Source organism: Aquipluma nitroreducens, assembly GCF_009689585.1.
Classification (GTDB): domain Bacteria; phylum Bacteroidota; class Bacteroidia; order Bacteroidales; family Prolixibacteraceae; genus Aquipluma; species Aquipluma nitroreducens.
In genome coordinates this window covers 1,958,402-1,982,736 of the sequence record NZ_AP018694.1, presented here as the reverse complement: position 1 = coordinate 1,982,736, position 24,335 = coordinate 1,958,402, and the positions used below count along the sequence as shown (strand labels likewise).

Here is a 24,335-nt window from a genome sequence, read left to right as displayed (position 1 = left end):
ATTATCTTCATCACATTTAAAATCAGAAACCATGTCTGTCAAATACTATTTTGTTCTCTTTTTTAGTTTAGTGCTGAATTTCACACAGGCTCAGCCGACAAATAATCTGAAAGTCGTTTCCTCTCCTTCCGGAAGTCAGTACACGAAGATCAATAAATCAGGAAGAACAGTAATTCCGAATGGACGATATTTAACTCCTTACGGAAAATCGGTTGAGGTAGCGCCGCATCCATACGGATTGGCACTTAGCGCTGATGGAACTGTTGCTGTTACAGCAAATTCGGGCACTTCACCCATCTCTATTTCAATCATCAAAAATCTGAAATCGGAAAATCCAATCGTTTTACAGGTTCCGCCCGGACCGTCAACAGACAAAGGTGTGTTGGCTTCTGTTTTTATGGGTCTGGCTATTTCTCCGGACAATAAAACGGTTTATGTGGCTGGCGGACAGGAAAATAAGATATACCTATTTTCAGTTGATACCGGAGCAAAGCTCGATTCTGTTGATTGCTCTGTTGCAGTAAACGGGGAAAAAACACCGGATGGATACATTGGCGATATGAAACTAAGTAAAGATGGCCGCTATTTATATGCAGTTGACCAGATGCTTTTCCGGATGATTGTGGTGGATACGAAGTCGAAAAAGATTGTCGCCAGCGCTAAATCAGGGCGGTATCCGTTTGGCATCATACTTTCTCCCGACCAACAAAAAGTGTATGTGGCCAATGTCGGCATGTTCGAATACAGTAAAATAGGAAACATTGAAGCTGAAAAAGATTATAAGAATGCGCTCGATTTCCCGGCGTTTGGATTTGGTTCTGAAGAAATGAAAAATGGAACCCGTATCAATTCGCTGGATATTCCGGGTTTGGGCGATCCCAATGTTCCTGAATCGTTTTCCGTTTGGTCGTTTGCGGTTAAGGATCCGCTGAACCCTGAAATTCAGGCTAAAATAAAGACCGGCGCTTTGGTTGGCGAAATGATCGAAGGCATTCCGGCGGTAGGAGGTTCGAGTCCCAATTCGCTGGCGGTGACCGATCGTTACGTGTTTGCAAGTAACGGAACCAACGATAATATTTCGGTCATCGACATGGAGCACGACACCATTGCTGCTGAAATTCCGCTTAAATTGCATGAGTCGGTCAAGCAATTTCGCGGTGTAATTCCTTTTGGTCTGGCTGTTTCACCCGATCAGAAACGACTTTTTGTAGCCGAATCGGGGGTGAATGCCATTGGCGTGGTCGATATTCCTTCGCTGAAAGTTGTTGGGCACATTCCATCCGGTTGGTTTCCGGCCAAACTCGAAGTTACTCCTGATGGAAAAACGCTGGTAGTAAGTAATGCCAAGGGGTTTGGTAGTGGTCCCAATGGAGGCAAAACATTTCAGGAAGGAAAAGAGGGCAGTTACATCGGGAATCTAATGAAAGGATCGGTTTCGGTAATGGATATTCCGGACGAAAAACAACTTCACAAACTTACTCAGGAAGTAATTAGCAACAATTACCTGATTGAGAACTATCACAAGATTCAAAAGCACAGGGCAAATAATCCCATTCCAGTTTATGGAGGAGAAAAAGAATCGCCGATAAAATACCTGGTTTTTATCTCGAAGGAGAACCGGACATATGATGAGATTTTCGGTCAGGTGAAAAAGGGGAGGGGCGATCCAACTATCGCTCGATATGGACATCATGCCACATTTACGAATAAGAATAAATCTGTACTCGTTGATAATTCGACGGTTATGCCAAATCACCTGAAACTGGTTTCGGAATTTGCCATGTCTGATAATTTTTACGTTGATTCAGATGTTTCGGCCGATGGGCACCGCTGGCTGGTAAACACTTATCCAAACGAATGGGTTGAATCGACCGTTCCGGCAAGTTATGGAGGCAACAGATCGTACGACGAAAAGTCGAAAGCTCCGGGTAGTCTGGGGATGAACGGCTCAGCCGGCGCTATTTATCCGGAGGATTACAACGAAGCTGGTTCGATGTGGGAACATTTGGAGCGCAATAAGGTGGAGTTTTATAATTTTGGTTTTGGGACTATGTTTGAACCTGCGTTTTACGACGACTCATTTAAATATTCAGGAATTAAGCATTACGTGAATTTTCCGGTACCACTGCCCATGTTCAGCCGGACTTCGAAAACTTATCCAACATACAATACTGCTATTCCCGATCAGTTCAGGATTTCACAGTTTATCAATGAATTTGATGAGAAATGGATAAAACCAGGAGCCGAAATGCCGTCGATCATTACAGTGATCATTCCGAACGATCATGGAGCTGGTGAACGGCCTGAAGCTGGTTACCCATTCCGTGAGAGTTACATGGCCGATAATGACTTAGCTGTTGGACGGATTGTGGAGTATTTGTCGCACACGCCTTTCTGGAAAAATATGGCCATTGTCATTACTGAAGATGATGCTCAAAACGGGATTGATCACGTGGATGCGCATCGAAGTGTGCTAATGGTTATTTCGCCATATGTAAAGCGAAACCATGTATCGTCTGTTCACTATAGTTTTGGAAGTATTTTCAAAACTTTCTGGAATGTGATTGGGTTACCCTATTTGAATCAATACGATGCTGCGGCCAACGATTTTGCCGATTTTTTTACTGCAAAACCCAATTTCACTCCGTACAATGCTGTTGATGTTGATCTCCGCATCTTCGATCCGAAGAAGGCTTTGACTCCTTTAGATGAGAAATTCGATTGGAAGGCCGTAAAAGAATCGCCCATGATTGACGATGTGGATGATATGCAGGACGATCAGAAGGAAAAACCTGAATACAGACTGGAAAACCAGAAACGAAAATAACGCCAATGTTTTTGTCATTCATGATCAGTATTAGTCATTAGTTGTAAAATCATTTTTAACCAGTCAAACCATAAATGACGTGAAACTAATGACTATTAATGGCAATTAATAACTCATAACCGATTTGTTTGATTTGGCTTTTGCTGGTTACAATTTCTTCAATCCTTCGGGAGTTGGAGGTAAGTTGGCATCGCGCAATTGCATCGACTTGGTTAAAAATATTTTTAGTTTTTCGGTTTGCGCAAGATTCAGTTTTACATCGATTCCTTCCTTTCCGATATAAAGACGGTATTGAATATCTTGAGTGTTTGCAATTGGAAACCAAAGGTTTTCAGGGATAATGTATTGATGAAACAACAACTGATAACTTCCATTTTCAGTTGTTGTGGTAACGATTTTTTCTTCCTTTTTATCGCCGTTGGCAATACTGACAGCAGATGTTGTGTTTGGCCTCCTCCCTTTTATTTTTAGACTAGAATCAGCAGAAACTAATTTAATTTTTTCGTTGTCGAGGTTGATAAAGATCACCGAATCGAGTTCGTCGACCCGAATTGGAGTCTGCGTTTGAATTTCAAGTGTAAGTGACGCTGGTTCACTTTTCTTTATTTCGAGATTATAAGCAAATGAAACAGAAAGATATTTGTTCCCATTTATACTTGCGTTTTTCTCAGACGATATTCCTATCAAATTCTGCATCAGCTTAATGCCTTTTGTTTCCTTATATGGATCGTTGATTTCAACCAGATGACTTGTGGATACACAAGAAGTCAGAAAAAATACCATCCAGAGAAAAAGGGATTGTTTCATGGCAACCTATTTATTATAAATATAGGTATTGTTCCTCAAATATCATTCCAACAAACTTAAAGAATGAAAAAGACCATTTACAATCGTTAACAACTCTTTTTAAATCGCAATTAAACTTTGTCTGCTAAGTAAGGTCTTAATGGCATTGATTGAAAATATAACCAAATTTTGAAAATAATAAACAAAAAATGAATCAGATGAAGAAGCTATTGACTGTGCTATTTTTATTTCTTATTACTGCAAGCACAATATTTTCACAGGTACCTCCGGCAGGTGCACGTCCTGGAGGACCAGGCGCAGGGATGAATGGAGTACCAAAAAATGGGAAGATTTCAGGAAAAATTATTGATACAGAAACGAATACACCTATGGAATATGCTAATGTTTCAATATTCCGTAAGCAGGATTCTAAATTGATTACTGGAAGTATTTCAAACGCCTCGGGAGCATTTGTGATCACCGATCTGCCATTGGGAGAGTATTATGTGGAAGCTAGTTTTATTGGATTTGAAAAAACAACGATAAAAGATGTTAAGATAGCTCCAAATGCAGCCACTGTAGATATGGGAACTATTGGTCTTTCGGCATCGCGCGAACAAATTGGTACTGTTGATGTGGTTGCTGAACGTAACCGGGTTGAATACAAAATTGATAAAAAAGTAATTAATGTGTCAAACGATATTAATGCGGCTGGTGGTAGCGCTGTTACCGTACTCGAAAATACGCCTTCCGTAGAAGTTGACATCGACGGAAACGTGAGCCTCCGCGGTTCATCGAGTTTTACTGTGCTGATCGATGGACGTCCCAGTGTACTTAGTGGAAGTGATGCACTGAAACAAATTCCGTCATCGGCTATCCAGAACATTGAAATTATTACCAATCCATCGGTTAAATATGATCCGGATGGAATGGCAGGAATTATTAATGTGGTGATGAAAAGAAATGTGCTTTCAGGCGTTAACGGAATCGTAAATGTAAACCTTGGAACCGGGGATAAATACGGTACCGACATGATGCTGAACTACAAAACAAAGAAATACAATTTATTCTTTGGTGCGAACTGGAACGACAACACTGACAAGGGAACTCAGAAATCGACTCGCGAAACTTACGCAAATGATACAACAACTTATCTGAATACTGAAGGAACAAGAAACCAAAGTCATGGAGGCAAGCAAATTAAAGGTGGTTTTGATTATTATCTGACTGATAAAACTTCAGTTACCGTTTCCACGCAATTGGGCAGCTACGATTTTAGTAGCTATGGCAGTGGAAACCTGCATAATTACGATCTCCCAAGTTCGTTCGATATCTATTCGATACAAAAAAACAACTCGACCAGAACCGGAAACTATGTAAGTGCGAATGCCAATTTTTTGACCAAATTCGATGAGAACGGTACTCACAAATTGGAAGGTTCGTTCAATTACCGTAACCGGAATGGAGGGTCTGATGAAACCATTGATGAGTATCAGACGGATGCTAACTATAGTCAGGTTGGCGAATACCTTTCGCGTGTCATTACTAATGAAAACAGCAATTCAAACGACTACAGAGCCAAACTGGATTACACTTTGCCGTTAAAAGGAGGTTCTAAATTCGAAGCTGGCCTGCAAAGTAGAATCGAAGACGAAAGCGAAGCTTTAGACTTTAAGGATTTTAATACAACAACCCAGCAGTTTGAAAACAATCCGAATTTTACAAGCTCAATGGATTTCAAAGAAAATATACATTCCGTTTATTCAACTTATACCGGAAACCTGAAAGCAATACAGTTTGTTGTTGGTGTGCGCGAGGAATATAACAAGCGAAGTATCACTCACTATAAAGAAAATGTCCCTAATAAGTATAATCTGGATCGTTTCGACTTTTTCCCATCTTTGCACTTGTCGTATGAATTGGTTGATAAAAGCCAGTTGATGACCAGTTATTCGCGTCGGATTAATCGTCCTGATGGTCGCGATCTGGATCCGTTCCCAAGTTATATGAACCAGTATACCATCAGAACAGGAAATCCGGGACTAAAGCCAGAATATACCGATTCGTACGAAGCTAGTTACATGAAGAAATTCGGTAATTCATTTGTTTCGCTCGAAACATTCTACCGCACCACCAATAACCTGATGACACGTTTAACCAATGTTGTTGATGGAATCAGCTACATGACAGTTGATAACCTTAACCGCGATTATTCAATGGGTGGCGAGATTATGGGAAACCTTAATATAACCAAATGGTTGCTGATAAACACCAGTTTTACCTTATACAATTATAAAATGAAGGGTGAAGTATTGGGCGTTTCAGTCGATAAAGAAAGTACAAACTACTCTGGACGGATGAATGCCACTATAAAATTTGCACCTGAAAGCCGTCTACAGTTGACTGGTTTTTACCGTGGCCCATCAGTATCGGCTCAAGGCGATCAAAAAGGAATGGTATTTACCAACCTGTCGTACCGTCAGGATCTCATGAAAAAGAAACTTTCGGCCACTTTAAGTGTACGTGACTTGTTGGGAACCATGAGGATGCAGGGAACCTCGTATGGCGATAATTTCAAATCGACCTTTAAAATGACACGCGAACCACGTGTACTGATGCTCACACTGAGCTACAAAATTAACAACTACAAGATGGACAAGTCGGCACCAGCCGAGGAAAATGTTCCGGCCATGGATAATAGTGGATTCTAATCGATCCGTTTAAAATATCGTTTTAGAAGCGAAGCCCAGAAGACTGGGTTTCGCTTTTTTTGTGGGGTGTAATATTAGTATAGTACAAAAAAGGCTGCCCTTTCGGACAGCCCATTTTACCTATTCTCTGATCAACTAAACAATTACAAAGTTGCTTCACCCGGTACCCAATCGCATGGAGTTAATTCTCCGGTTTGCAGGGCATCCAGAATACGGATGATTTCTTTTACATTTCTACCAACATTCAATCCGTTTACTGAAACGTGCTGAATAGTTCCTTCCGGATCGATGATAAAAGTAGCACGGTATGCGATTTTGTTTACCGGCTCCAGAATGCCTAATTCTTCTGAAAGTGATTTGCTGGTATCGGCCAACATCGGGAATTTCAGCCCTTTCAACCCAGGATGATTGTTTCTCCAGGCCAAATGTACGAACTGCGAATCGATAGAAGCACCAACCACATTGGCATCACGTTTGGCAAACTCTTCAAAATGTTCGTTAAACGACACAATTTCGGTAGGACAAACAAAAGTGAAATCCATAGGCCACCAAAAAAATACAGTCCATTTGCCGGTTATATCTACATTGGTTAATGTTTTAAACTCTTTGCCGGCTTCTAATGAAACCACGGCTTCTTTTGTAAACGAAGGAAATTTTTCTCCAATAGTTTTCATGATATTTGTATTTATAATTTATAATTCTTTAAAAATATTAGACAAATATAAGTTCCTATTGTTCGCCAGTCAAATCGAATTTTTCAATCCTGAATAGACAAAAACTATTCTAAAAAATTCATTTGAAGAATTCATTCTGAATAAGTTAAATTTCGTGCGTTCTTATAGAACTCATGTACCAGAAGGCAAGTACTTCAAATTAAATTTCAATCTCTTTTTCTGCTACCAAAATCGGTTCAGCGGGATATTCGTTTCATTTACTTGATTTTATACTAAAGTGTCTGAAAAACACTTTAAAACCCTTGATGTAAAAGGAAAATTTGTATTCTAAAAGATCGTTCAATTATGCTTGGTGAATAGGGAAGATAATTTTACCTTTAGGGGATTTTTTGAACACAAACAATTTTTTTTATACCTAAATCAAATTATTTACCAATGGAAAACAAATTTAGCAGAAGATCATTCCTTGCTACCTCAGCAACCGCTGCTGCTGCGGTAACCATTCTTCCGAGCAATGTAATTGCCGGAATGGGCCACAAAGCCCCCAGTGACAAATTAAACATTGCTGCTGTTGGTGTCGGCGGTATGGGCCATGCAAATTTAAAAAATCTTAAATCGGAGAACATCGTTGGTTTATGCGATGTGGACTGGAAATATGCCGACGGCTGTTTCAAAGAATTTTCGGGAGCTAAAAAGTACAAGGACTGGAGAGTAATGTACGATGAGCTTGGCAAATCGATTGATGGTGTTTTGGTTGCAACTGCTGACCATACACACTGTATTGTTGCCGCTCATGCTATCGAAATGGGTAAAAGTGTATATGTACAGAAACCATTAACTCACACTGTTTACGAATCACGCCTATTAACCAAGTTGGCTGCTAAATACAATGTAGCCACTCAGATGGGTAATCAGGGATCTTCTGGCGAAGGTGTTAACCTCACCTGCGAATGGCTTGCAAATGGCGAAATAGGCGAAGTGACTAAAGTTGAGGCTTTTACCGATCGTCCGATCTGGCCACAAGGCTTGAACACTCCAAGTCAAGGACAATGGGTTCCTGAAACATTGGATTGGGATTTATTTACAGGCCCAGCCAAAATGCGTCCATATAACGAAATTTATCACCCATGGAACTGGCGTGGCTGGTGGGCTTATGGTACAGGTGCTTTAGGCGATATGGCTTGCCACATTTTACATCCTGTATTCGTAGGTCTTGAATTAGGCTACCCAACTAAAGCTCAGGGTAATTCAACTTTATTGTTGCAGGATTGTGCTCCAACTGCACAGTCAGTAAAATTGACTTTCCCTACCCGTTCGGTAAAACGGCAGTGGAAAGGTTCGAAAAAAGCTGTACTTCCGCAAGTTGAAGTTTCATGGTTCGATGGTGGAATCAAACCAATGCTTCCAGCCGGATGGCCTGCAGGTAAAGATCCTAACGATCAGGGTGGTTGCGTTTTCTTCCATGGAACAAAAGGTATTTTAGTTTGTGGTTGCTACGGTGTTAATCCTTGGATTTTACGTCCGGATGGTACTGTTGCTAAACCAGAAGCTCCAAAATTCCGTCGCCGCGTTGAAACTTCACACGAAATGGATTGGGTACGTGCAGCTAAAGAATCACCAGAAAGCCGTATCCAAACTGCTTCTAATTTCAGTGAAGCCGGACCATTTAATGAAATGGTGGTTATGGGAGTATTGGCAGTTCGCTTACAAACCCTAAACAAAGAATTATTGTGGGACGGACCAAGCATGAAATTTACCAACATCACTGACGACGAAAAAATCAAAATCATCGTTGAAGATAAATTCAAAATTCATGATGGACATCCTACGTTTGACAGATCCTATACTGACCCGGTTCCTGCTACCGAATTTGCAGCAGAACTGATCAAACATACATACCGCAAACCTTGGAGCCTTCCAGAAATGCCGGCATAATTGTTTAAATGGAAATATAACTGAAAGGTGGACATGAAAATGTCCGCCTTTTTTTAGTTCTTTAACGATTAGAGTGTCCGTTTCATTTCTGAAATTAAATCGGAATACCTATTTTCACCGAATTAGAAAATATATTCTTACGGAGTAATAATACCATGGGAAATCATCATTCGAACATCAGTCGCCGACATTTTCTTGGGACAACTGCGCTGGCTGCAACAGCTGTAACCATTTTGCCATCAAAAGTAATTGCTGGTCTTGGGCACAAAGCCCCGAGCGACAAACTTAATATTGCCGGAATTGGTGTTGGCGGTATGGGTTTTAATAACCTTTCGAACATGGATACCGAAAATATTGTTGCCTTGTGCGATGTTGATTCAAAGTACGCCGGACGAAATGCATTCCGGAAATGGCCGCTTGCTCAAAAATATCAGGATTACCGCGAAATGTTTGCCAAGCAGAAAGACATTGATGCCGTGATGATTGCAACGCCCGATCACTCTCATGCCTTGCCCGCTTTAATGGCTATGAAATCGGGTTATCATGTTTATCTTCAGAAGCCGCTGACTCATTCGGTATTCGAATCAAGGATAATGACCGAAACGGCCAAACGATATGGAGTTGCTACCCAAATGGGAAACCAGGGTAACTCAGGAGAAGGAATCCGTAAGGTTTGCGAATGGATTTGGGCTGGAACTATTGGCGAAGTGACTTCGGTGGATGCCTGGACCAATCGCCCGATATGGCCGCAAGGTTTGGAACGGCCTACTGATAAAATGCGGATTCCGAATACACTGAATTGGGACCTTTTCATTGGACCAGCCAAATTTCGTCCCTATCATGAGGTTTATACACCTTGGAACTGGCGCGGTTGGTGGGATTTTGGCACTGGTGCATTAGGCGATATGGCTTGCCATATTCTCGATCCGGTTTTCAAAGCCTTGATGTTGCAATATCCAACAGCTGTTGAAGCTAGTTCAACCACAGTAAATAATGAATCGGCTCCCAATGCTGAAAAGGTAACCTATTGGTTTCCCAGAAGAGATAATCTTTCGAAAGTTGGTATGCCTGAGGTTAAAATAACCTGGTATGATGGTGGAATGCTACCGGAACGCCCGGCGGAACTGAAAGACGGTGAACAAATGGGTGACTGGAATGGTGGGGTAATTTTTTACGGAACTAAAGGTAAAATCATGTGTGGCTGCTACGGCGCTAATCCAACATTGTTGCCCACATCTGAAATGACTCATTTTAACGAACCCGAAAAAATTATCAGGCGTATCCAGAATGCTGATACCAATGGACATGAACAAGACTGGATTCGTGCAGCAAAAGAGAATAAAGACAATAGGGTAGAGGCTAGTTCATATTTCGGTTATTCAGGTCCGCTCAATGAAATGGTAGTGATGGGTGTTCTGGCTGTCCGTCTTCAGGATTTGAGAAAACGACTGATTTGGGACGGTAAAAACATGCAATTCACCAACATCGGGCAATCCGAAAATATCAGGGTGGTAACTTCCAACAAATTTGAAGTGGTGAACGGCGACCCAAAATTCGATACCAAATACGATACTATTCCTGCATTGGCATCGGCAGAAGAGTGGATCAGGCACAATTACAGGGACGGATGGGAGCAAATTTAGGCTTCGACAGGCTCAGCCACCTGCTTTCAAAATTAACCACATAGGCACAATAGGACACATAGATTTTATCATTTATGTCCTATTTGTTTTTATGATTCTCCAAATTCTTGTCAGGCTAGTGCGAAATTTGCTGTGAAAATACTTTTCTATGTGACCTACGTGGTTTCAAGAATATCATTTCCCAATCACCATTCGATTATCGGCCATTCGGTTGTTGAACTGTTGGACGATGGCTTTTTGTAGCTGCAGTTCTTCCACAAAATCAACAGTTCCAAGCAAATTTTTCTTTAATTCAGGATCTTCTTTCCGGTTGTAAATGGCGGTAAGTTTGTCGTCGGTGAGGTAAAAAGCATAATCGCCACTTAAAAACTGGTACGAATCCTGTATGTAATTAATCACAAATCGTTTGCTGTTTTTGTCTAATAAATTGGTTCCAAAAGCCACATATGGATAAGGGTAATTCAGGTAACTGAGTATGGTAGGAAGAATATCAATTTGTTCAGCCAAACCCGTATCTACACCTTTCAGGCTTCCGTCGGGTTTGTAAAAAAGGATTGGAATCGCAAAATAATTTACCGAAGTGTAATATCCTTGTATGGCAGAATCAACAGCATGATCGGCTGTAATGACAAACAGTGTATTTTTAAACCAGGGCATGGTTCGGGCTAGGTCGAAAAATTTCTGAAGCGAATGATCGGTATAGTGAATGCATTTATTAATCGGAAGTCGTCCTTCAGGAAATTTACCCTTGTATTTCTCCGGAACTTCATATGGATGATGCGACGAAACCGAGAAAATGGTTGTTGCAAACGGCTGCTGCATCTTATTCATTTCGTGGGCAAAGAACTGGAAGAAAGGTTCGTCCCAAATGCCCCAAACGCCATCGAAATCAGCTTCTTTCCCATATTCGTTTTTCCCAACATATTTCTGAAACCCAGCAATCTTAGTGAAAGCATCAAAACCCATCGATCCATTGGGCGCTCCATGAAAAAAGGCAGTTTGATACCCCTGCACTGAAAGCAGACTGGCAATGCTATTGATCGAATTTCCAGATCGTTCTGAAATAACATATGGCAGTACCAGCGCTGGAATACTTGCAGTAACTGATGGAATGGCGTCGATTGATTTACGTCCGTTGGCAAATGCATTTGGGAAAACAAGACTTTCGTTGATCAGTGAATCGAGAAATGGGGTATAACTTTTGTCGCGTGGGTCAGTCAGTTGCGGATTTAGCGAACCTACAAATGCCCGGCTGAAACTTTCCAGAATAATGATCACCACGTTGTCTTTTCGGGCGGGCCCAATGCTGTCAGGAACATGAACAGGCGAATAAATTCGGTTCAATTCGTCTTCCGAGGCGAAATACGATTTATGAACAAAGGCCTTTTTCCCCCAGGTGCGGAAAATACAAAACGGGGTATTTTGTACGATAGCCATTTCTTCAGGCGCATTTACAAATGCTCCGGCATTGTTCATGTTAATCGGTCGGGTACTGTGCCGCCAACCTCCACGCATTCCAATAATCGATAGTACAACTACAATAAAAATTACAGGTATTCCTGAAAGAAAATAGATAAACGGGTGACGGAATCTGATAGCTTTGGGCTTAATCAGGGCGTACAATGCTGAAAGTAAAACCAGTAAAACGATGAGAATGACTGGGATGTACCAGAAATCGTAAAAGAAACGTAGGATCAACCTACCATTTCCGGCATCGAAGGCTGCAACATCGAACATGCTGGCAGTTGTCCGTTTCAGGATGTATCGGTAATAAATAATGTCAATCAGGTTAAAAGCAATCCCAAAGCCATTGCTAATCATGAAAAGCCATTTTAATGTTTTCTGGTACCAATTGCTGAATTTGAACTCAAAGGGTAGGAGAAAGAGCAGTATGTAAGCCGCGTTCAAATATAATAATGCGCTGACATCAAACATAAGTCCGCCTTTCATCATTGTCAGGAACGAAAAAAACGTGACTTTGGGAAATGAGGCGGTGTTGAATAGAAAAAATAAAATCCGGCAGATCGAATAGAACCCCAAAAGGAGCGAAAACCGGTAAAGCAAAACCAGATACTCGTTAGTTTCGTATTTCTTCAGGCTTAACTGTCGTTTCAGCATCAGTTTCTTAAAATTATTTAGAATTCATTTTTCAGGTTCCGTTACTGATTGATTTTATCATCGCGGATTCTTTGGTATTGTTTGTTGGCAAAAACAAACTCCTGAAGTTTCTGGTTCTCGGAATACAAAATTTCTTTACGGTTTCCTTCCCAACACATTTCACCGTCAGAAATAAACAGGATATTGTCCCCAATTTCCATCACCGAATTCATGTCGTGAGTATTAATGATGGTTGTTATTTTCAGGTCAACGGTAATTGAATGAATCAGTTCGTCAATAACCATTGAGGTTTCAGGATCAAGTCCCGAATTGGGTTCGTCGCAAAACAAGTATTTGGGATTTAGTACAATGGAGCGTGCAATGGCAACCCTTTTCTGCATACCTCCTGAAATTTCTGAAGGATAGAGTTTGTTTGCATCAGTAATATTAACACGATCGAGACAAAAATCGACCTGTTTTTGTTTTTCTAGAGAGGTAAGTTCTGAAAACATATCGAGTGGGAAGCGGACATTTTCTTCTACCGTCAAGGAATCGAAGAGGGCACCACCCTGAAAAACCATACCCATTTCCTGCCGGAGTTTTTTGCGGAGTTTCTGTCCCATCGAAGTAAAATCGCGATTGTCGTACAAGATCTGACCTTTATCAACTTCGTGCAATCCTACAATTGACTTCAGCAGAACCGTCTTTCCCGATCCGCTTCGTCCGATAATCAGGTTGGTTTCCCCTTGGTTGAATACTTTCGAGATGTTCTTCAGAACATCCTTGTTTTCAAATGATTTGTATATGTTTTTAATTTCGATCATCTTACAAAAGCAGTTGAGTTAAAATCAAATCCCAAACCAGAATCTGGATGTTTGTGTTGACCACCGCCCGGGTGCTTGCCGTACCAACATCGAATGCTCCACCTTCAACGGTATAACCAAAAAAGGCTGAAATAGATGAAATAAGGAAGCCAAAAACCAGACATTTCATCAGTGAAAAGGTGACATAATAGGGATTAAACGAAGATTGAATTCCATTAATATAATCGGTAATAGTCACCGCCCCAACTGCCGGACCAACAATAAGTCCGCCAATTATTCCGAAGAATACACTAAGAATGTAGAGTAATGGAAACATCAGAACTACGGCTATAATTTTAGGCAATATCAAGTAACTGGCTGAGTTAACTCCCATAATTTCAAGTGAATCAATTTGCTCAGTCACTTTCATACTTCCGATTTCGGAGGTTATGTTCGACCCGATTTTCCCAGCCATGATCAGTCCCATTATGGTCGATGAAAACTCAAGAATCAGCGAATCCCGGTTTCCTAAGCCAATGATTGTTCTTGGCAATAATGGATTGACCATGTTATAGGCAACCTGTAAGGTCATGATTCCACCCATGAAAATGGAGATAACAGCTACAATACCAACCGATTTAATCCCGAGGTTCTCAATTTCATTAAAGGTCTGTCGGATATACAAACTATGTCGTTCAGGTTTGCTGAAGACTTTCAGTAGGAGTGCAAAATATTGACCTGTTTGATTAAAAATATTCATTCAAAACCTGTATTTATATCTTTCAGTGACGTTTTATTCTGATCAAAATCTAAGTAAAAAGCTACAAATCAATGTATTTATGATTCTGAGACAACTGTCAATTCATTTATTTGTAATGGTTAAAGGTACAAATATTCCAAAAACAGTCATTTTTTCGAGGGTTTTAATTTTAAACTCAGTATCTTGATAAAAGATTTTGACCCAAAGTTGGACGACCTGATCGGGTTTATTTTATAATGCAACCAGGGTGCAACTAGCTAATCATAAATATCTTGACCAATGAATAATACATATTGTGTGATAATGGCGGGAGGAATTGGTAGTCGTTTCTGGCCTTTAAGCAAGAGTAATATGCCGAAGCAATTCCTCGATATTCTTGGAACTGGCCGTACTTTTATTCAACAGACCTACGATCGGTTTACGAAAATCTGCCCCAATGATAATTTTTTTATCGTAACAAGTGTCGACTACAAAGAGCTTGTGATGGAGCAGCTCCCTGAGCTTAAGGAAAGTCAGATACTTCTTGAGCCTTTGCGCAGAAGTACAGCTCCTTGTATTGCTTATGCCAGCTATAAAATTCAGAAGATAAATCCCAAAGCTAATATCATAGTATCTTCTTCTGATCATTTTATACAGCAGGAAGATGCATTTCTGGAAGAGATCAGAAAGGGAATTGAATTTGTTAGTAAAAATGACGCCTTGCTAACTCTGGGTATTCAGCCTAATCGGCCGGAGACTGGTTATGGCTATATTCAAATTGAGAGTAATAGAGCTATTGAATCTGTTGCAAATTTGCATAAAGTAAAAACATTTACAGAAAAGCCTGATATCGAATTAGCAAAAATATTCATTGAAAGTGGTGAGTTTTTCTGGAATTCTGGAATTTTTATCTGGTCGCTTCCTTCCATCTTGAAGGCTTTCAACACTCATTTGAGTTCGATTTCCGAATTGTTTGAAAGGGGAAGTCGATTGTACGGGACTTCCGACGAGATCCCATTCCTGAATAAGACTTATTCTGAATGTCAGAATATCTCCATTGATTATGGAATCATGGAGAAGGCCACCAATGTTTATGTTTTGTGTTCCGATTTTGGATGGAGCGATCTTGGAACCTGGGGATCGTTGTATGAAAATTCAATTAAGGATAATCAGGGAAATGTTGTTACAGGTAAAAACGTGATGTTGTACGGCGCTAAAGACTGTATTGTGAACATGCCAAATGAAAAACTGGTTGTTCTTCATGGTCTTGAAGGATATATTGTTGTCGAATCGGAGGAAACATTATTGGTTTGCCGGAAGGAAGACGAACAGCAAATCAGGCAATTCGTTAACGATGTTCGGATGAATAAAGGCGAACAATACATTTAAGACGATAGGAATAAGGACGATGGAAAAGAGTCATTAGTCATTCGAAAAGGGGGTTTTTAAACAATTTCACAATGACTAATGACTTTTTTCTATTCGTAATACTTTGGCTTAAACGTGCTTCTAACGCATCTGAATCCAACATACGACTTTGCCGAATCCTGATATTCAAAGCTTCGGGTCGAAACCTGAACGTAATAGGCAATGTCTTTCCACGATCCGCCACGAATGACTTTTCGTTTCAATGCAGGAGGATCATCGGGTTTTGCATTGTATTGGAAGTCGGGACTGAAATCACTCATGATCTCATAACCTGATTCAGCGTAGGCATTCGAAGTCCATTCAGCTACGTTTCCAGCCATGTCGTACAAACCATATGAGTTTGGCAGATAGTTGGCAACTTTCATAGTTGTTATGCTTGATTCACTGTCCGATACATAATTTCCCCGCATCGGTTTAAAATTGGCAACGAAACTTCCCTCTTCGTTTCTTGAGTAATAACTTCCCCACGGATAAAGAGTCATCTGATGACCGCCACGGGCAGCGTATTCCCATTCAACTTCTGTAGGCAATCTGTAATCCATTACTCCCGGATTCTTAATCATATCCTGAAAGTTATTCATTTGCTTCGTTCTCCATTGACAAAAAGCTTTGGCTTGTGCCCATGTGACACCAACAACCGGATAATTATCGTAGGCAACATGGGAGAAGTACTTTTCGGTTAAAGGTTCGTTGTAGGAAAAGGTGTAATCGCGTATCCAAACTAAAGTATCCGGATATACCGGTGTTGTTTCATGCATGATAAACGATGATCGGTTCTGCGTAGGACTTTCTTTTCCGTTTGCATCTATAACATTTCCTCCGTAGCTCTGTGTCTCAAAATTATAACTATTTGCTCGTTTGGCAGCTTGCCGGTAGTCAACCCAATAATATTCAAATTTGAGTTTTCGTGAATCAATTTCTCTTCTGTTGAAGAATCGTTCTGCTTCTGGAATATAAATTTCAGAAAGTGCGGCCTGATATTCCGGATTTTTCCATTCAATAGGTTCAAGCCAGTTGAGTCGGGGATTTTCAAGAATGACTCCTTTTCTTCCTTCAGAAATCAGAAATTCAGGGATTGTTTCGGATAGAAGTTGGCGTGCGATTGAATCTCTGACCCAATAAACAAACTGGCGATATTCATTATTTGTGATTTCAGTATCGTCCATCCAGAATGACGGAACGGAGACGGTTTTCACCGGAGTACTTGAGCGATCAACTTCTTCTTCGGACGGGCCTACGTTAATGCTGCCTTGTTTAATGAAATTCATTCCGTAGGGAATAGGCTCAAAATATGGTTTTCTATTCTGGGCACTAGTTAGCTGGCTCGTCCAGTCTCGATGACATGAGCTGAAGAGGAATGAGGCCATCAAACTTATGAGCAGAATTCTATACATACTTTAGATACCGGATCACAAATAAAAACCATCAATTTCAGAAAAACTCTGGAAGAAGATTTTTATTGTTCAGAATTTAATTCTTCAAAAAAAAAGCCTTATCAGGAATTTCCCATAAGGCTTTAGCTTATGCTGTTAGTTATTAATATTCCCAAAGATTTTGTTCGTAATCGAATATCGAATTTTCAATTCGTTTACTTTCAAGCATAGCATCCTTACTTCCAAGATACTGGCTAATTTCTCGGTTGTTGTAAATATTTTCTTCCTTTACGATGTACGAATTAAATTTTCTTTTCAGAAAGATGTCGTCAAACGATAAGTTACGTGCTGTGTTTTGGGGATTGAAAACTTCATTGGCAGCCATGATTTCCCGAGCTTCAGGGAAATAAATCCAAAATACCTGACGGCGTTGCACCTGTTCCTGATTGGTATCTTCGTCGCGGTAGAATTCCTGAATTGGACAAATTCCAATTACTCTCACATTCATTGTTGAAGTCTGTTTGTCGAAATACCATTCTTCTTTCACCATGAATTGTTTGACTTCTTCAGAGCGGATTTCACCTGCTACAACTTTGTCCTGAAGTTCACCTGTATCAACGTTTCGAACTTTTCGGGTTCTTGTTGTTGCACCAAAAGCTTCCTTCACTTGCTCAAAAGTCATAGGAACTTTAAATTCGTCATCGTTCTTAGCATCATAGGCGGTTAATTTGCCGTCTTTTACACCTTGAATCATCAGGTTTACCAAATTGAATCTTCCATCAACTTCTTTCGTTGGAAAATACAAAGGTTGGTTAATCTTTTCCCGAAGGTCAATGATACGCCAGACTTTCTTACGCCACATCACATCGGCTTCTCTGACGTAGGGTAATGGCGTTGGTTTGCGATTATAAACGTCGGTGCGTTTATATGCTCCATCAATAATCTGAGCCTTGGTTTCTTGCTGGGTGGCTCCAAACAGTAAAGCCAATACACCAATGAATACTAAAATCTTTTTCATGACTATCTTATTTTAAAACTGATAGGAGATAATGGACGCGCTGGTTGGCCATCGTCCCCTTTCGCCATAATGTTATCTATAAATATTATACTTCCTTGTGTTAACTTCCCAAACTGGTCTTTTTGTTCGGAAGTAAACTTATTGTCTTTCGAACTGTATGTTTTTACGTATGTTCCAGAAATGTTTACATCAAATTGCGTTACCTTGAACTTCAAATCAAAGTCAAAATCCTTTAAATCAGCAAAGAGTCCATCTTCAGCTAATAATTCTTCTTTTTTTAGGTTCCCTCCATTTTTTCCTCCAATTGTTGCAAGTGGTGGTGGTACTTCTTTTACCCTGAAATCCATCGAACCCATTGGTCTTAATTCGCTGCCAGATCTAATTGAAACCGATATTGTGGTACTTTTGCCTGTAGCATCAAGTTTTGATGGATAGGCAAGGTAATCATCTCCGGCTTTCTCAATACGACCATTGTTTAAAGTGACTACCAAATTCTCAGATGCAGCGCCTGGAACCGAGATTTTTATAGGATTTGCAATTCCGATATACATCACATTCATTTTCGTAGGTGAAACAGTGGCGCTTGGCTTTCCTACCTGATATTCGCCCTGAAAAGGATAACTGTTAATGTTCCCTTCCGGATTTTTATATTTTATTAAACCACCCCATTTAAATGTACCAACTTGCGAAGCAGGAACTTTATATATTCCTTTTCCATCACGCATGGTCAGTTTAGTATTGCCTACAAATATTTCGGGTTGTTGCGTTGTATCCTCGGCTGCTAAGAAGATTTCGGCCTCAAACTGGTCACCTTGAAGCACGTAAGTTGATGTTGCAAGTATTCTTGCTCCCAGTCTGTTGAATTTGAACGATGCAGCATCTATCTGGCTAAAAAGACTGGAAATAACATTTGTTTCGGCATTTTCAATGTCGATTTGCATTTTCGAAAGCAAAGTTATGACCGCAATCAATGGTTTGTTTTCAAAATGCAAGCTTTCCCAAGACTTCTTTTCCCCACCCTCTTTCAGATTAATTTTGGGGTCGGATGTGTCCAACTGTTTAATAATATTTTCACTTAGAGGAGAACCGTTTTCCATAAAGGACGCTAGGAAGTCGCGGTATCCGTTTATGCTGTTCTTCAAATCATTTGCTTTCTTCTGCTTGATCATGATCTCCGAAGGAGTATTTAAATCATCCTCTTTTTTGATCAGGATGGTATCGCCCTTGCTATTAACAAGGAATGGTTCCCCAGATACAAGAGATGCACCTTCAGCCTGGGCCTGCTTTAGTGGTATTCCACCCGAAGCTAATGCCAGTTGTTCTTTCAGGTCCTTAATTTGTGTAATTAAATCAGTAGTTCTTTTGTTTACCTGATCGGCTTTATCTTTCCATTCTTTAACTTTAGCCGGATTCGAAATATATGCAGCATCAAATGCCCCATATATTTGATCATTTTTCCGTTTTATATTATTAAGAGTCTGGGTTAAACTAGCGTCAACAATCCGGAACGATTCAAGTACTTCGGATGCCACATTTAATGCTAACATTGCTGTTAACACCAGATACATCATATTAATCATTTTTTGCCTCGTTGATTCCGGGCAATTTTTACTTGACATAGTGTTCGCGAATTAAATTACTTCTTTTTATAATTCATGGCTCCCAGCATATTTCCATAAACCGAATTCAGAGCATCTAGGTGTGAATTTAATTTTTCGGCATTTTCCTTGTATTTCTTCATTTCTTGTGCCGATGAAGCGATAATCTGGTTCATCTGGTTAAGCTCTTCGAAGAATTTTGCTGAGGCATGTATTTGATCGCTTGTCCCTTTTAATTGTTTTTCGTAGCCTACATTCAATGATTCAATATTCTTGTTCAGTTTATGTAAGCTTTCACCATAGCTCGAAGAATTTACTTCGAAATCTTTTAATCCCTTTTCCATGGTGCCAGAAAACCTTTGGTAAGATTCGGTAAGTTTACTGCCTGATTCATCCATTTGTTTGGTGAATTTTACACTTGATTCATTTAGTCTCGACAGCATATTTTCACCTGTTTCCGAAATCTTGTGTGCTGTGTTACTATATGAATTTACCAATTCACCAATCGAATTATTAATTGTATGGTTGGCCTGAGTATTCATTTCTGAAAACGCCATCATCGATTCTGAAGCTGAATTCAGGTTCCTGACATAGATGTCGGTCGCCAGAGTTGCTGTTGAAATGTCGCTTATTCCTGATGCGGTATTAGACAAATCAACTAAGCTTTTGCCAATTTTTGCCAACAGCTCAGGAGTAATATTGGTGCTGTTTAATAATGCGTCTAAATTTCCAACCTTGCCATTATTCTGAGCTTCTTCAATCGGTTCTAAAAGTTCATAATCTTCCTGTAATTCAGGATAAACTTTGGCCCAGTCAGGTTGTTCCAATGGTGGTTCAAAAGCAGAAAGGAAGAAAATAAATGCTTCTGTCAACAAACCAATGGTAAGCATGATTCCGGAATGATTCCAGTGCTGAAGTTTAAATAGAGCACCGATGAGTACCAGGGAAGCACCCCAACCATAGACATACCCCATTAATACTTTCCACCTTTTTGTCTTAAGTATTTCACCAATATTCATTTGTTCAGAATTTAGATCGTTAATTAAAATTCGTTTCCAAAGGAAGAACGAACGCAACGGAAGCCAATATAGGATTTGGTCGTATCCTGATATTCAAAGCTTCTTGTTGAGACCTGGAGAAATGCGGAAATATCTTTCCAGGAGCCTCCACGTATAACTTTACGCTTCATCGCAGGAGCATCTCCTGGTCTTGCATTATATTCAAAGTTTGGATTGAAATCATTGATGTACATGTAAGCGGACTCATCATAGGCCGAACTTGTCCATTCAGCAACATTACCTGACATATCGTAAAGCCCGAAATCATTTGCTTCGTAACTTCCAACTTTCATGGTTGCCATTCCTCCATCTTCAACATAGTTTCCTCTTAACGGCTTAAAGTTGGCAAGGAAGACACCATCTTGCTGGCGGGTATAATATCCACCCCATGGGTACATTGATGACTGGTGATCTCCACGAGCTGCATACTCCCACTCAACTTCAGTTGGTAATCGGTAATCCTGCAAAGTTGCTTCTCTTTGGCTTGAAAGGAAATCGTTGTGAAGTTTGGTTCTCCAATTGCAGAATGCCTTGGCTTGTTCCCAGGTAACTCCTACAACAGGATAATCATCAAATCCGGGATGCCAAAAATAACGGGTCGCCCACGGCTCATTGTATGAAAATGTAAAATCTCTGATCCAGGTTAAGGTATCAGGATAGATATTTACCTGGTTGCTAAAAATAAACGATGAACGGTTTTCTACTGCTTTTTCTTCTCCTTTTGTGTCGGTTACACTTCCACCACTGTAGCTTTGGGTTTCATAATTGTACATGTTTACACGTCGGGCAGCCTGTTTTAAATCAATCCACTGGTAATTGTAAAACAATTTTCGTGAGTCGATTTCTTTTTTCTTGAAAAACCGTTCGTTTTCGGGAATAAACATTGGAGCCAGAGCTTCGCTATAATCCGGATTACTCCAATCCAATTTTTCTTTCCAGTTAATTCGAGGTGGATCAATCGGATTACCTTTTCGATCCTCACTATTCATAAATTCCGGAAACTGCTCCGATAAGGTTGTTCGTGCAATTGAGTCTCTAACCCATTGAATAAACTGTCGGTATTCATTGTTGGTGATTTCGGTATCATCCATCCAAAATGCATCAACTGAAACTGTTTTTGCTGGTGTTGAGGATGATGTTACATCCTGATCATTTGGTCCGAGATTGAAAGATCCTCTGTGAATAAAGGTCATTCCATAAGGAGTTGGTTCAAACCATTTTCCTCTTCCCTTTACTCCCGTTAGTTCTCCATTGCCTGATTTGTTACAACTTGATAGCGAAAAAATCATCAAAATAACTAACCCAATAGAAAAAAGTTTTTTCATAGTATAGCTGTATGTTGCTTCTAAAATATTCTTTACAAGTATCTTACACTCTTGTATTTTTTATTCCTGTTTTTGCCAAGATCAAGGCTGTAACTCAGATAAATCTCGTGTGAGCCACCTGTGTACCCTGATAATGCAGATGTTATTATATCGTAGGCATAACCTATCTTTAATCCATTATTTAATTCAAACCCTAAAAGAACGCAAATTGCGTCGTTAATTCTGTAATTTAAGCCAGCAGAAAACCGCTTTTTATAAACCAGATCAACTAAGAAATCGGTCTGGAAACTAACTCCATCCGATTTGAAATAGACCGCTGGTTGCAATTCAAATAACGGATCAGTTAACCTGATATTGTAACCTGCTGATAAATAATAATGTCGTGCCAAAAATGAACGTGCCTCGTCTCCGAGTATAATTGAAGCCTGATTTAAATGTGTTACTGAGGCTCCAAAAAAGTAATCCTTCGATCTTAAATGTACTCCCAATCCAGCATCAAATGCCAATTGACTCGCTTCAGACTGGGGAAATTTGGTGTCTGATGAATTCCAAAATTCACCTGTTGGGAAATGCCAACGATCGGCACCATTGATTGCCATGTTGTAAAAACCCATACTAACACCAAAACCTAAATCGCCAATCCCTGTTTTTTTCTGGTATGCATAATCAAAGCTAACCAAAATATTCTTTGAAAATCCGATTTCGTCGCTAATTATATTGAACCCAAAACCACTATTTAAGCCAAATACTTTGCCGGCTGAACCAACGCTAAATACCAGTGTTTTAGGGGCTCCTGAAATACCAACCCACTGATATCTGTTGAGTATCACACCACTCATTGCTCCATCAATTCCTGCGTATCCCGGGTTAACAGTAAGCTGAGTCGCTTTGTTAAAGCTGAACTGCGGATCCTGTTGGGCAATTGCGGCTAAGATAGCTATTATATATAAAAATAAAAAACAAAATATTTTTTTCATAAAAGCATTGTTGTGACTCTGTTTGCCCAATTTATGTGCAGTAAAATAATGAAAAAATGTTTACTGTACCAAACACTGAGAATATCTAAAGTCAATGAACGCAGGTTTAGATCATTTATTTTGTCTTTTGCTCATCTTTCTTATGTTTTTCCACCATCTGTCTGGTATATCTCCGAGCGATGCTTTCTTGTAATCGTCCTCATCACAAGGCACAATATACATTCCTCCTTTTCTGTTTTCAAAATCCGAAATTTCCATCCACCATCTTCCTGAAACCCGGCTTTGAAAAAAGACCAGCGTCATGTTGATGTCAGACATATCGACCATGAATTGATTAAAGTCTTCCGAATCGTCCAGCGGATCTTCTGGTTTGCGATTAAAAAATCCTTCGATGAAATGCCAAACAATTTGAGCCATCAGGTTTGACGAATTCGAACTGAGGTCTTTGTCGGGTAGTAGATTGAAAAAGCCTGCGATATTCAAAACATCACTTATTCCGGCATATCTTGCGACCTGACAAGCTTCTTCCGAATATAATCCGTTGGGTGAGGCCATGGATTGTCCGGGTGCATCAATACAGCGAACGGCATTCATGTCGAAACTAAATACATTTGCATCGCGCAGAATTGGTTCGACTGAGGTGAGATCGTATCTAACCTGACCTAATCTTTTTACTTCCCAGTGATAATTGTTAAAAAGGTCAATGTCTGATGGATCTACAAAATAGTTTTGATAAGCCAGTGCGGTATACGAATAAAGGTTCTTTTGCTTTTCAAAAATCAGGTTCAGGTAGTTTTCTGAATTAAGTGTCTTTACTCCTTTCCTGAAATCAAGTTTTGGATCAACAGTTACCATGTTGAAAAGGCGGCCTTCAAAAGCTTTGGACATTCCAAATGTGAGATCCTGGCTTCCACCAAGAACAACCAGGGTTTGATGGTGGTTAAGAATTTGCTCGCAAATATCACGTAACGCAAAATACGAATCGTTGGCTGTAACGCCCAGTTTCAGATTCCCCAGATCGTAGATTTTAAATCGCGAACCAATCCGGTTCAAACTATATAAGTGTTTCCTGATTTCATCAGGAGCCTTAGCAGAACCCCCAACAACCGAATTCCGATCTTCAGGAACACCAATAATAAGCAGGTCTGCTTTTTCGGGCTTGAGTTTTTCTTGATTTTTCTGCAACAAATACCCTAATGTATGTTTCTTGTTAGCCCATTCGGGACATTTAACCTTTTCAAAATCAATAGGATCAAAATAATGTAGCAAGTCCATCAGTGGTTTTTTATCAGGAGTTGAAAATACGTTTTTAAATAAAAAGGGCAAACAAAAAGATGTTTACC

At 40.0% G+C, this 24,335-nt stretch carries 17 protein-coding genes; 5 read left to right on the top strand and 12 right to left on the bottom strand.

Translation table 11 applies throughout. The features are described 5' to 3' along the window. Positions 1–31 precede the first annotated feature (31 nt). A complete protein-coding gene (locus AQPE_RS08335) occupies positions 32–2,827 on the top strand; it encodes a hypothetical protein (RefSeq protein ID WP_318350598.1) in 2,796 nt (931 codons plus the stop codon). 147 nt (positions 2,828–2,974) lie between these two features. Here AQPE_RS08335 and AQPE_RS08330 read toward each other — a convergent pair whose 3' ends face one another. Beyond that, a complete protein-coding gene (locus AQPE_RS08330) occupies positions 2,975–3,634 on the bottom strand; it encodes a hypothetical protein (RefSeq protein ID WP_318350597.1) in 660 nt (219 codons plus the stop codon). A 197-nt stretch (positions 3,635–3,831) separates the two neighbouring features. Here AQPE_RS08330 and AQPE_RS08325 point away from each other — a divergent pair, with 197 nt between their 5' ends. Beyond that, on the top strand, positions 3,832–6,324 hold the full coding sequence (locus AQPE_RS08325) for a TonB-dependent receptor domain-containing protein (protein WP_318350596.1): 2,493 nt from the start codon (positions 3,832–3,834) through the stop codon (positions 6,322–6,324). 143 nt (positions 6,325–6,467) lie between these two features. Here the strand turns inward: AQPE_RS08325 and AQPE_RS08320 are convergent, their stop codons facing one another. Next, positions 6,468–6,998 carry a peroxiredoxin gene (locus AQPE_RS08320; RefSeq protein ID WP_318350595.1) on the bottom strand — a complete coding sequence of 177 codons (531 nt, stop codon included), beginning with the start codon at positions 6,996–6,998 and terminating at the stop codon, positions 6,468–6,470. 435 nt (positions 6,999–7,433) lie between these two features. On the opposite strand from AQPE_RS08320, the gene AQPE_RS08315 reads away from it, so the two are divergent. Continuing rightward, positions 7,434–8,933 (top strand): Gfo/Idh/MocA family protein, encoded by a 1,500-nt coding sequence (locus tag AQPE_RS08315; protein ID WP_318350594.1) that lies wholly within the window; start codon positions 7,434–7,436, stop codon positions 8,931–8,933. Between the two features lie 155 nt (positions 8,934–9,088). Continuing rightward, positions 9,089–10,576 (top strand): Gfo/Idh/MocA family protein, encoded by a 1,488-nt coding sequence (locus tag AQPE_RS08310; RefSeq protein ID WP_318350593.1) that lies wholly within the window; start codon positions 9,089–9,091, stop codon positions 10,574–10,576. Positions 10,577–10,750: 174 nt separating this feature from the next. Here AQPE_RS08310 and AQPE_RS08305 read toward each other — a convergent pair whose 3' ends face one another. The 3 genes from AQPE_RS08305 to AQPE_RS08295 are packed head-to-tail and all read right to left on the bottom strand — an operon-like array spanning position 10,751 to position 14,236. Beyond that, positions 10,751–12,694, bottom strand: coding sequence for an LTA synthase family protein (locus tag AQPE_RS08305; RefSeq protein ID WP_318350592.1), 1,944 nt, complete (start codon positions 12,692–12,694; stop codon positions 10,751–10,753). 41 nt (positions 12,695–12,735) lie between these two features. Further along, positions 12,736–13,497 carry an ABC transporter ATP-binding protein gene (locus AQPE_RS08300; RefSeq protein ID WP_318350591.1) on the bottom strand — a complete coding sequence of 254 codons (762 nt, stop codon included), beginning with the start codon at positions 13,495–13,497 and terminating at the stop codon, positions 12,736–12,738. A 1-nt stretch (position 13,498) separates the two neighbouring features. Beyond that, positions 13,499–14,236 (bottom strand): MlaE family ABC transporter permease, encoded by a 738-nt coding sequence (locus AQPE_RS08295; RefSeq protein ID WP_318350590.1) that lies wholly within the window; start codon positions 14,234–14,236, stop codon positions 13,499–13,501. A gap of 279 nt (positions 14,237–14,515) precedes the next feature. Between AQPE_RS08295 and AQPE_RS08290 the strand changes: the two genes are divergently transcribed. Then, entirely contained in the window at positions 14,516–15,604 is a 1,089-nt protein-coding gene (locus AQPE_RS08290; protein WP_318350589.1) for a mannose-1-phosphate guanylyltransferase, read from the top strand. Positions 15,605–15,693: 89 nt separating this feature from the next. Here AQPE_RS08290 and porK (AQPE_RS08285) read toward each other — a convergent pair whose 3' ends face one another. From porK (AQPE_RS08285) to AQPE_RS08255, 7 genes are all read right to left on the bottom strand, one after another. After that, a complete protein-coding gene (gene porK, locus AQPE_RS08285) occupies positions 15,694–17,010 on the bottom strand; it encodes a type IX secretion system lipoprotein PorK/GldK (protein ID WP_449658199.1) in 1,317 nt (438 codons plus the stop codon). Between the two features lie 169 nt (positions 17,011–17,179). Beyond that, positions 17,180–18,034: a type IX secretion system ring subunit PorN/GldN gene (porN, locus tag AQPE_RS08280; protein ID WP_318350587.1), complete on the bottom strand. Its 855-nt coding sequence runs from the start codon at positions 18,032–18,034 to the stop codon at positions 17,180–17,182. A gap of 2 nt (positions 18,035–18,036) precedes the next feature. Beyond that, on the bottom strand, positions 18,037–19,653 hold the full coding sequence (gene porM / locus AQPE_RS08275) for a type IX secretion system motor protein PorM/GldM (RefSeq protein WP_318350586.1): 1,617 nt from the start codon (positions 19,651–19,653) through the stop codon (positions 18,037–18,039). Between the two features lie 17 nt (positions 19,654–19,670). Beyond that, positions 19,671–20,651, bottom strand: coding sequence for a type IX secretion system motor protein PorL/GldL (gene porL / locus AQPE_RS08270; protein ID WP_318350585.1), 981 nt, complete (start codon positions 20,649–20,651; stop codon positions 19,671–19,673). Between the two features lie 23 nt (positions 20,652–20,674). Further along, a complete protein-coding gene (porK, locus tag AQPE_RS08265; protein WP_318350584.1) occupies positions 20,675–22,015 on the bottom strand; it encodes a T9SS ring complex lipoprotein PorK/GldK in 1,341 nt (446 codons plus the stop codon). Between the two features lie 32 nt (positions 22,016–22,047). Beyond that, on the bottom strand, positions 22,048–22,992 hold the full coding sequence (locus tag AQPE_RS08260) for a PorP/SprF family type IX secretion system membrane protein (protein ID WP_318350583.1): 945 nt from the start codon (positions 22,990–22,992) through the stop codon (positions 22,048–22,050). Between the two features lie 111 nt (positions 22,993–23,103). After that, positions 23,104–24,267, bottom strand: coding sequence for a formimidoylglutamase (locus AQPE_RS08255; RefSeq protein WP_318350582.1), 1,164 nt, complete (start codon positions 24,265–24,267; stop codon positions 23,104–23,106). Positions 24,268–24,335: the final 68 nt, after the last annotated feature.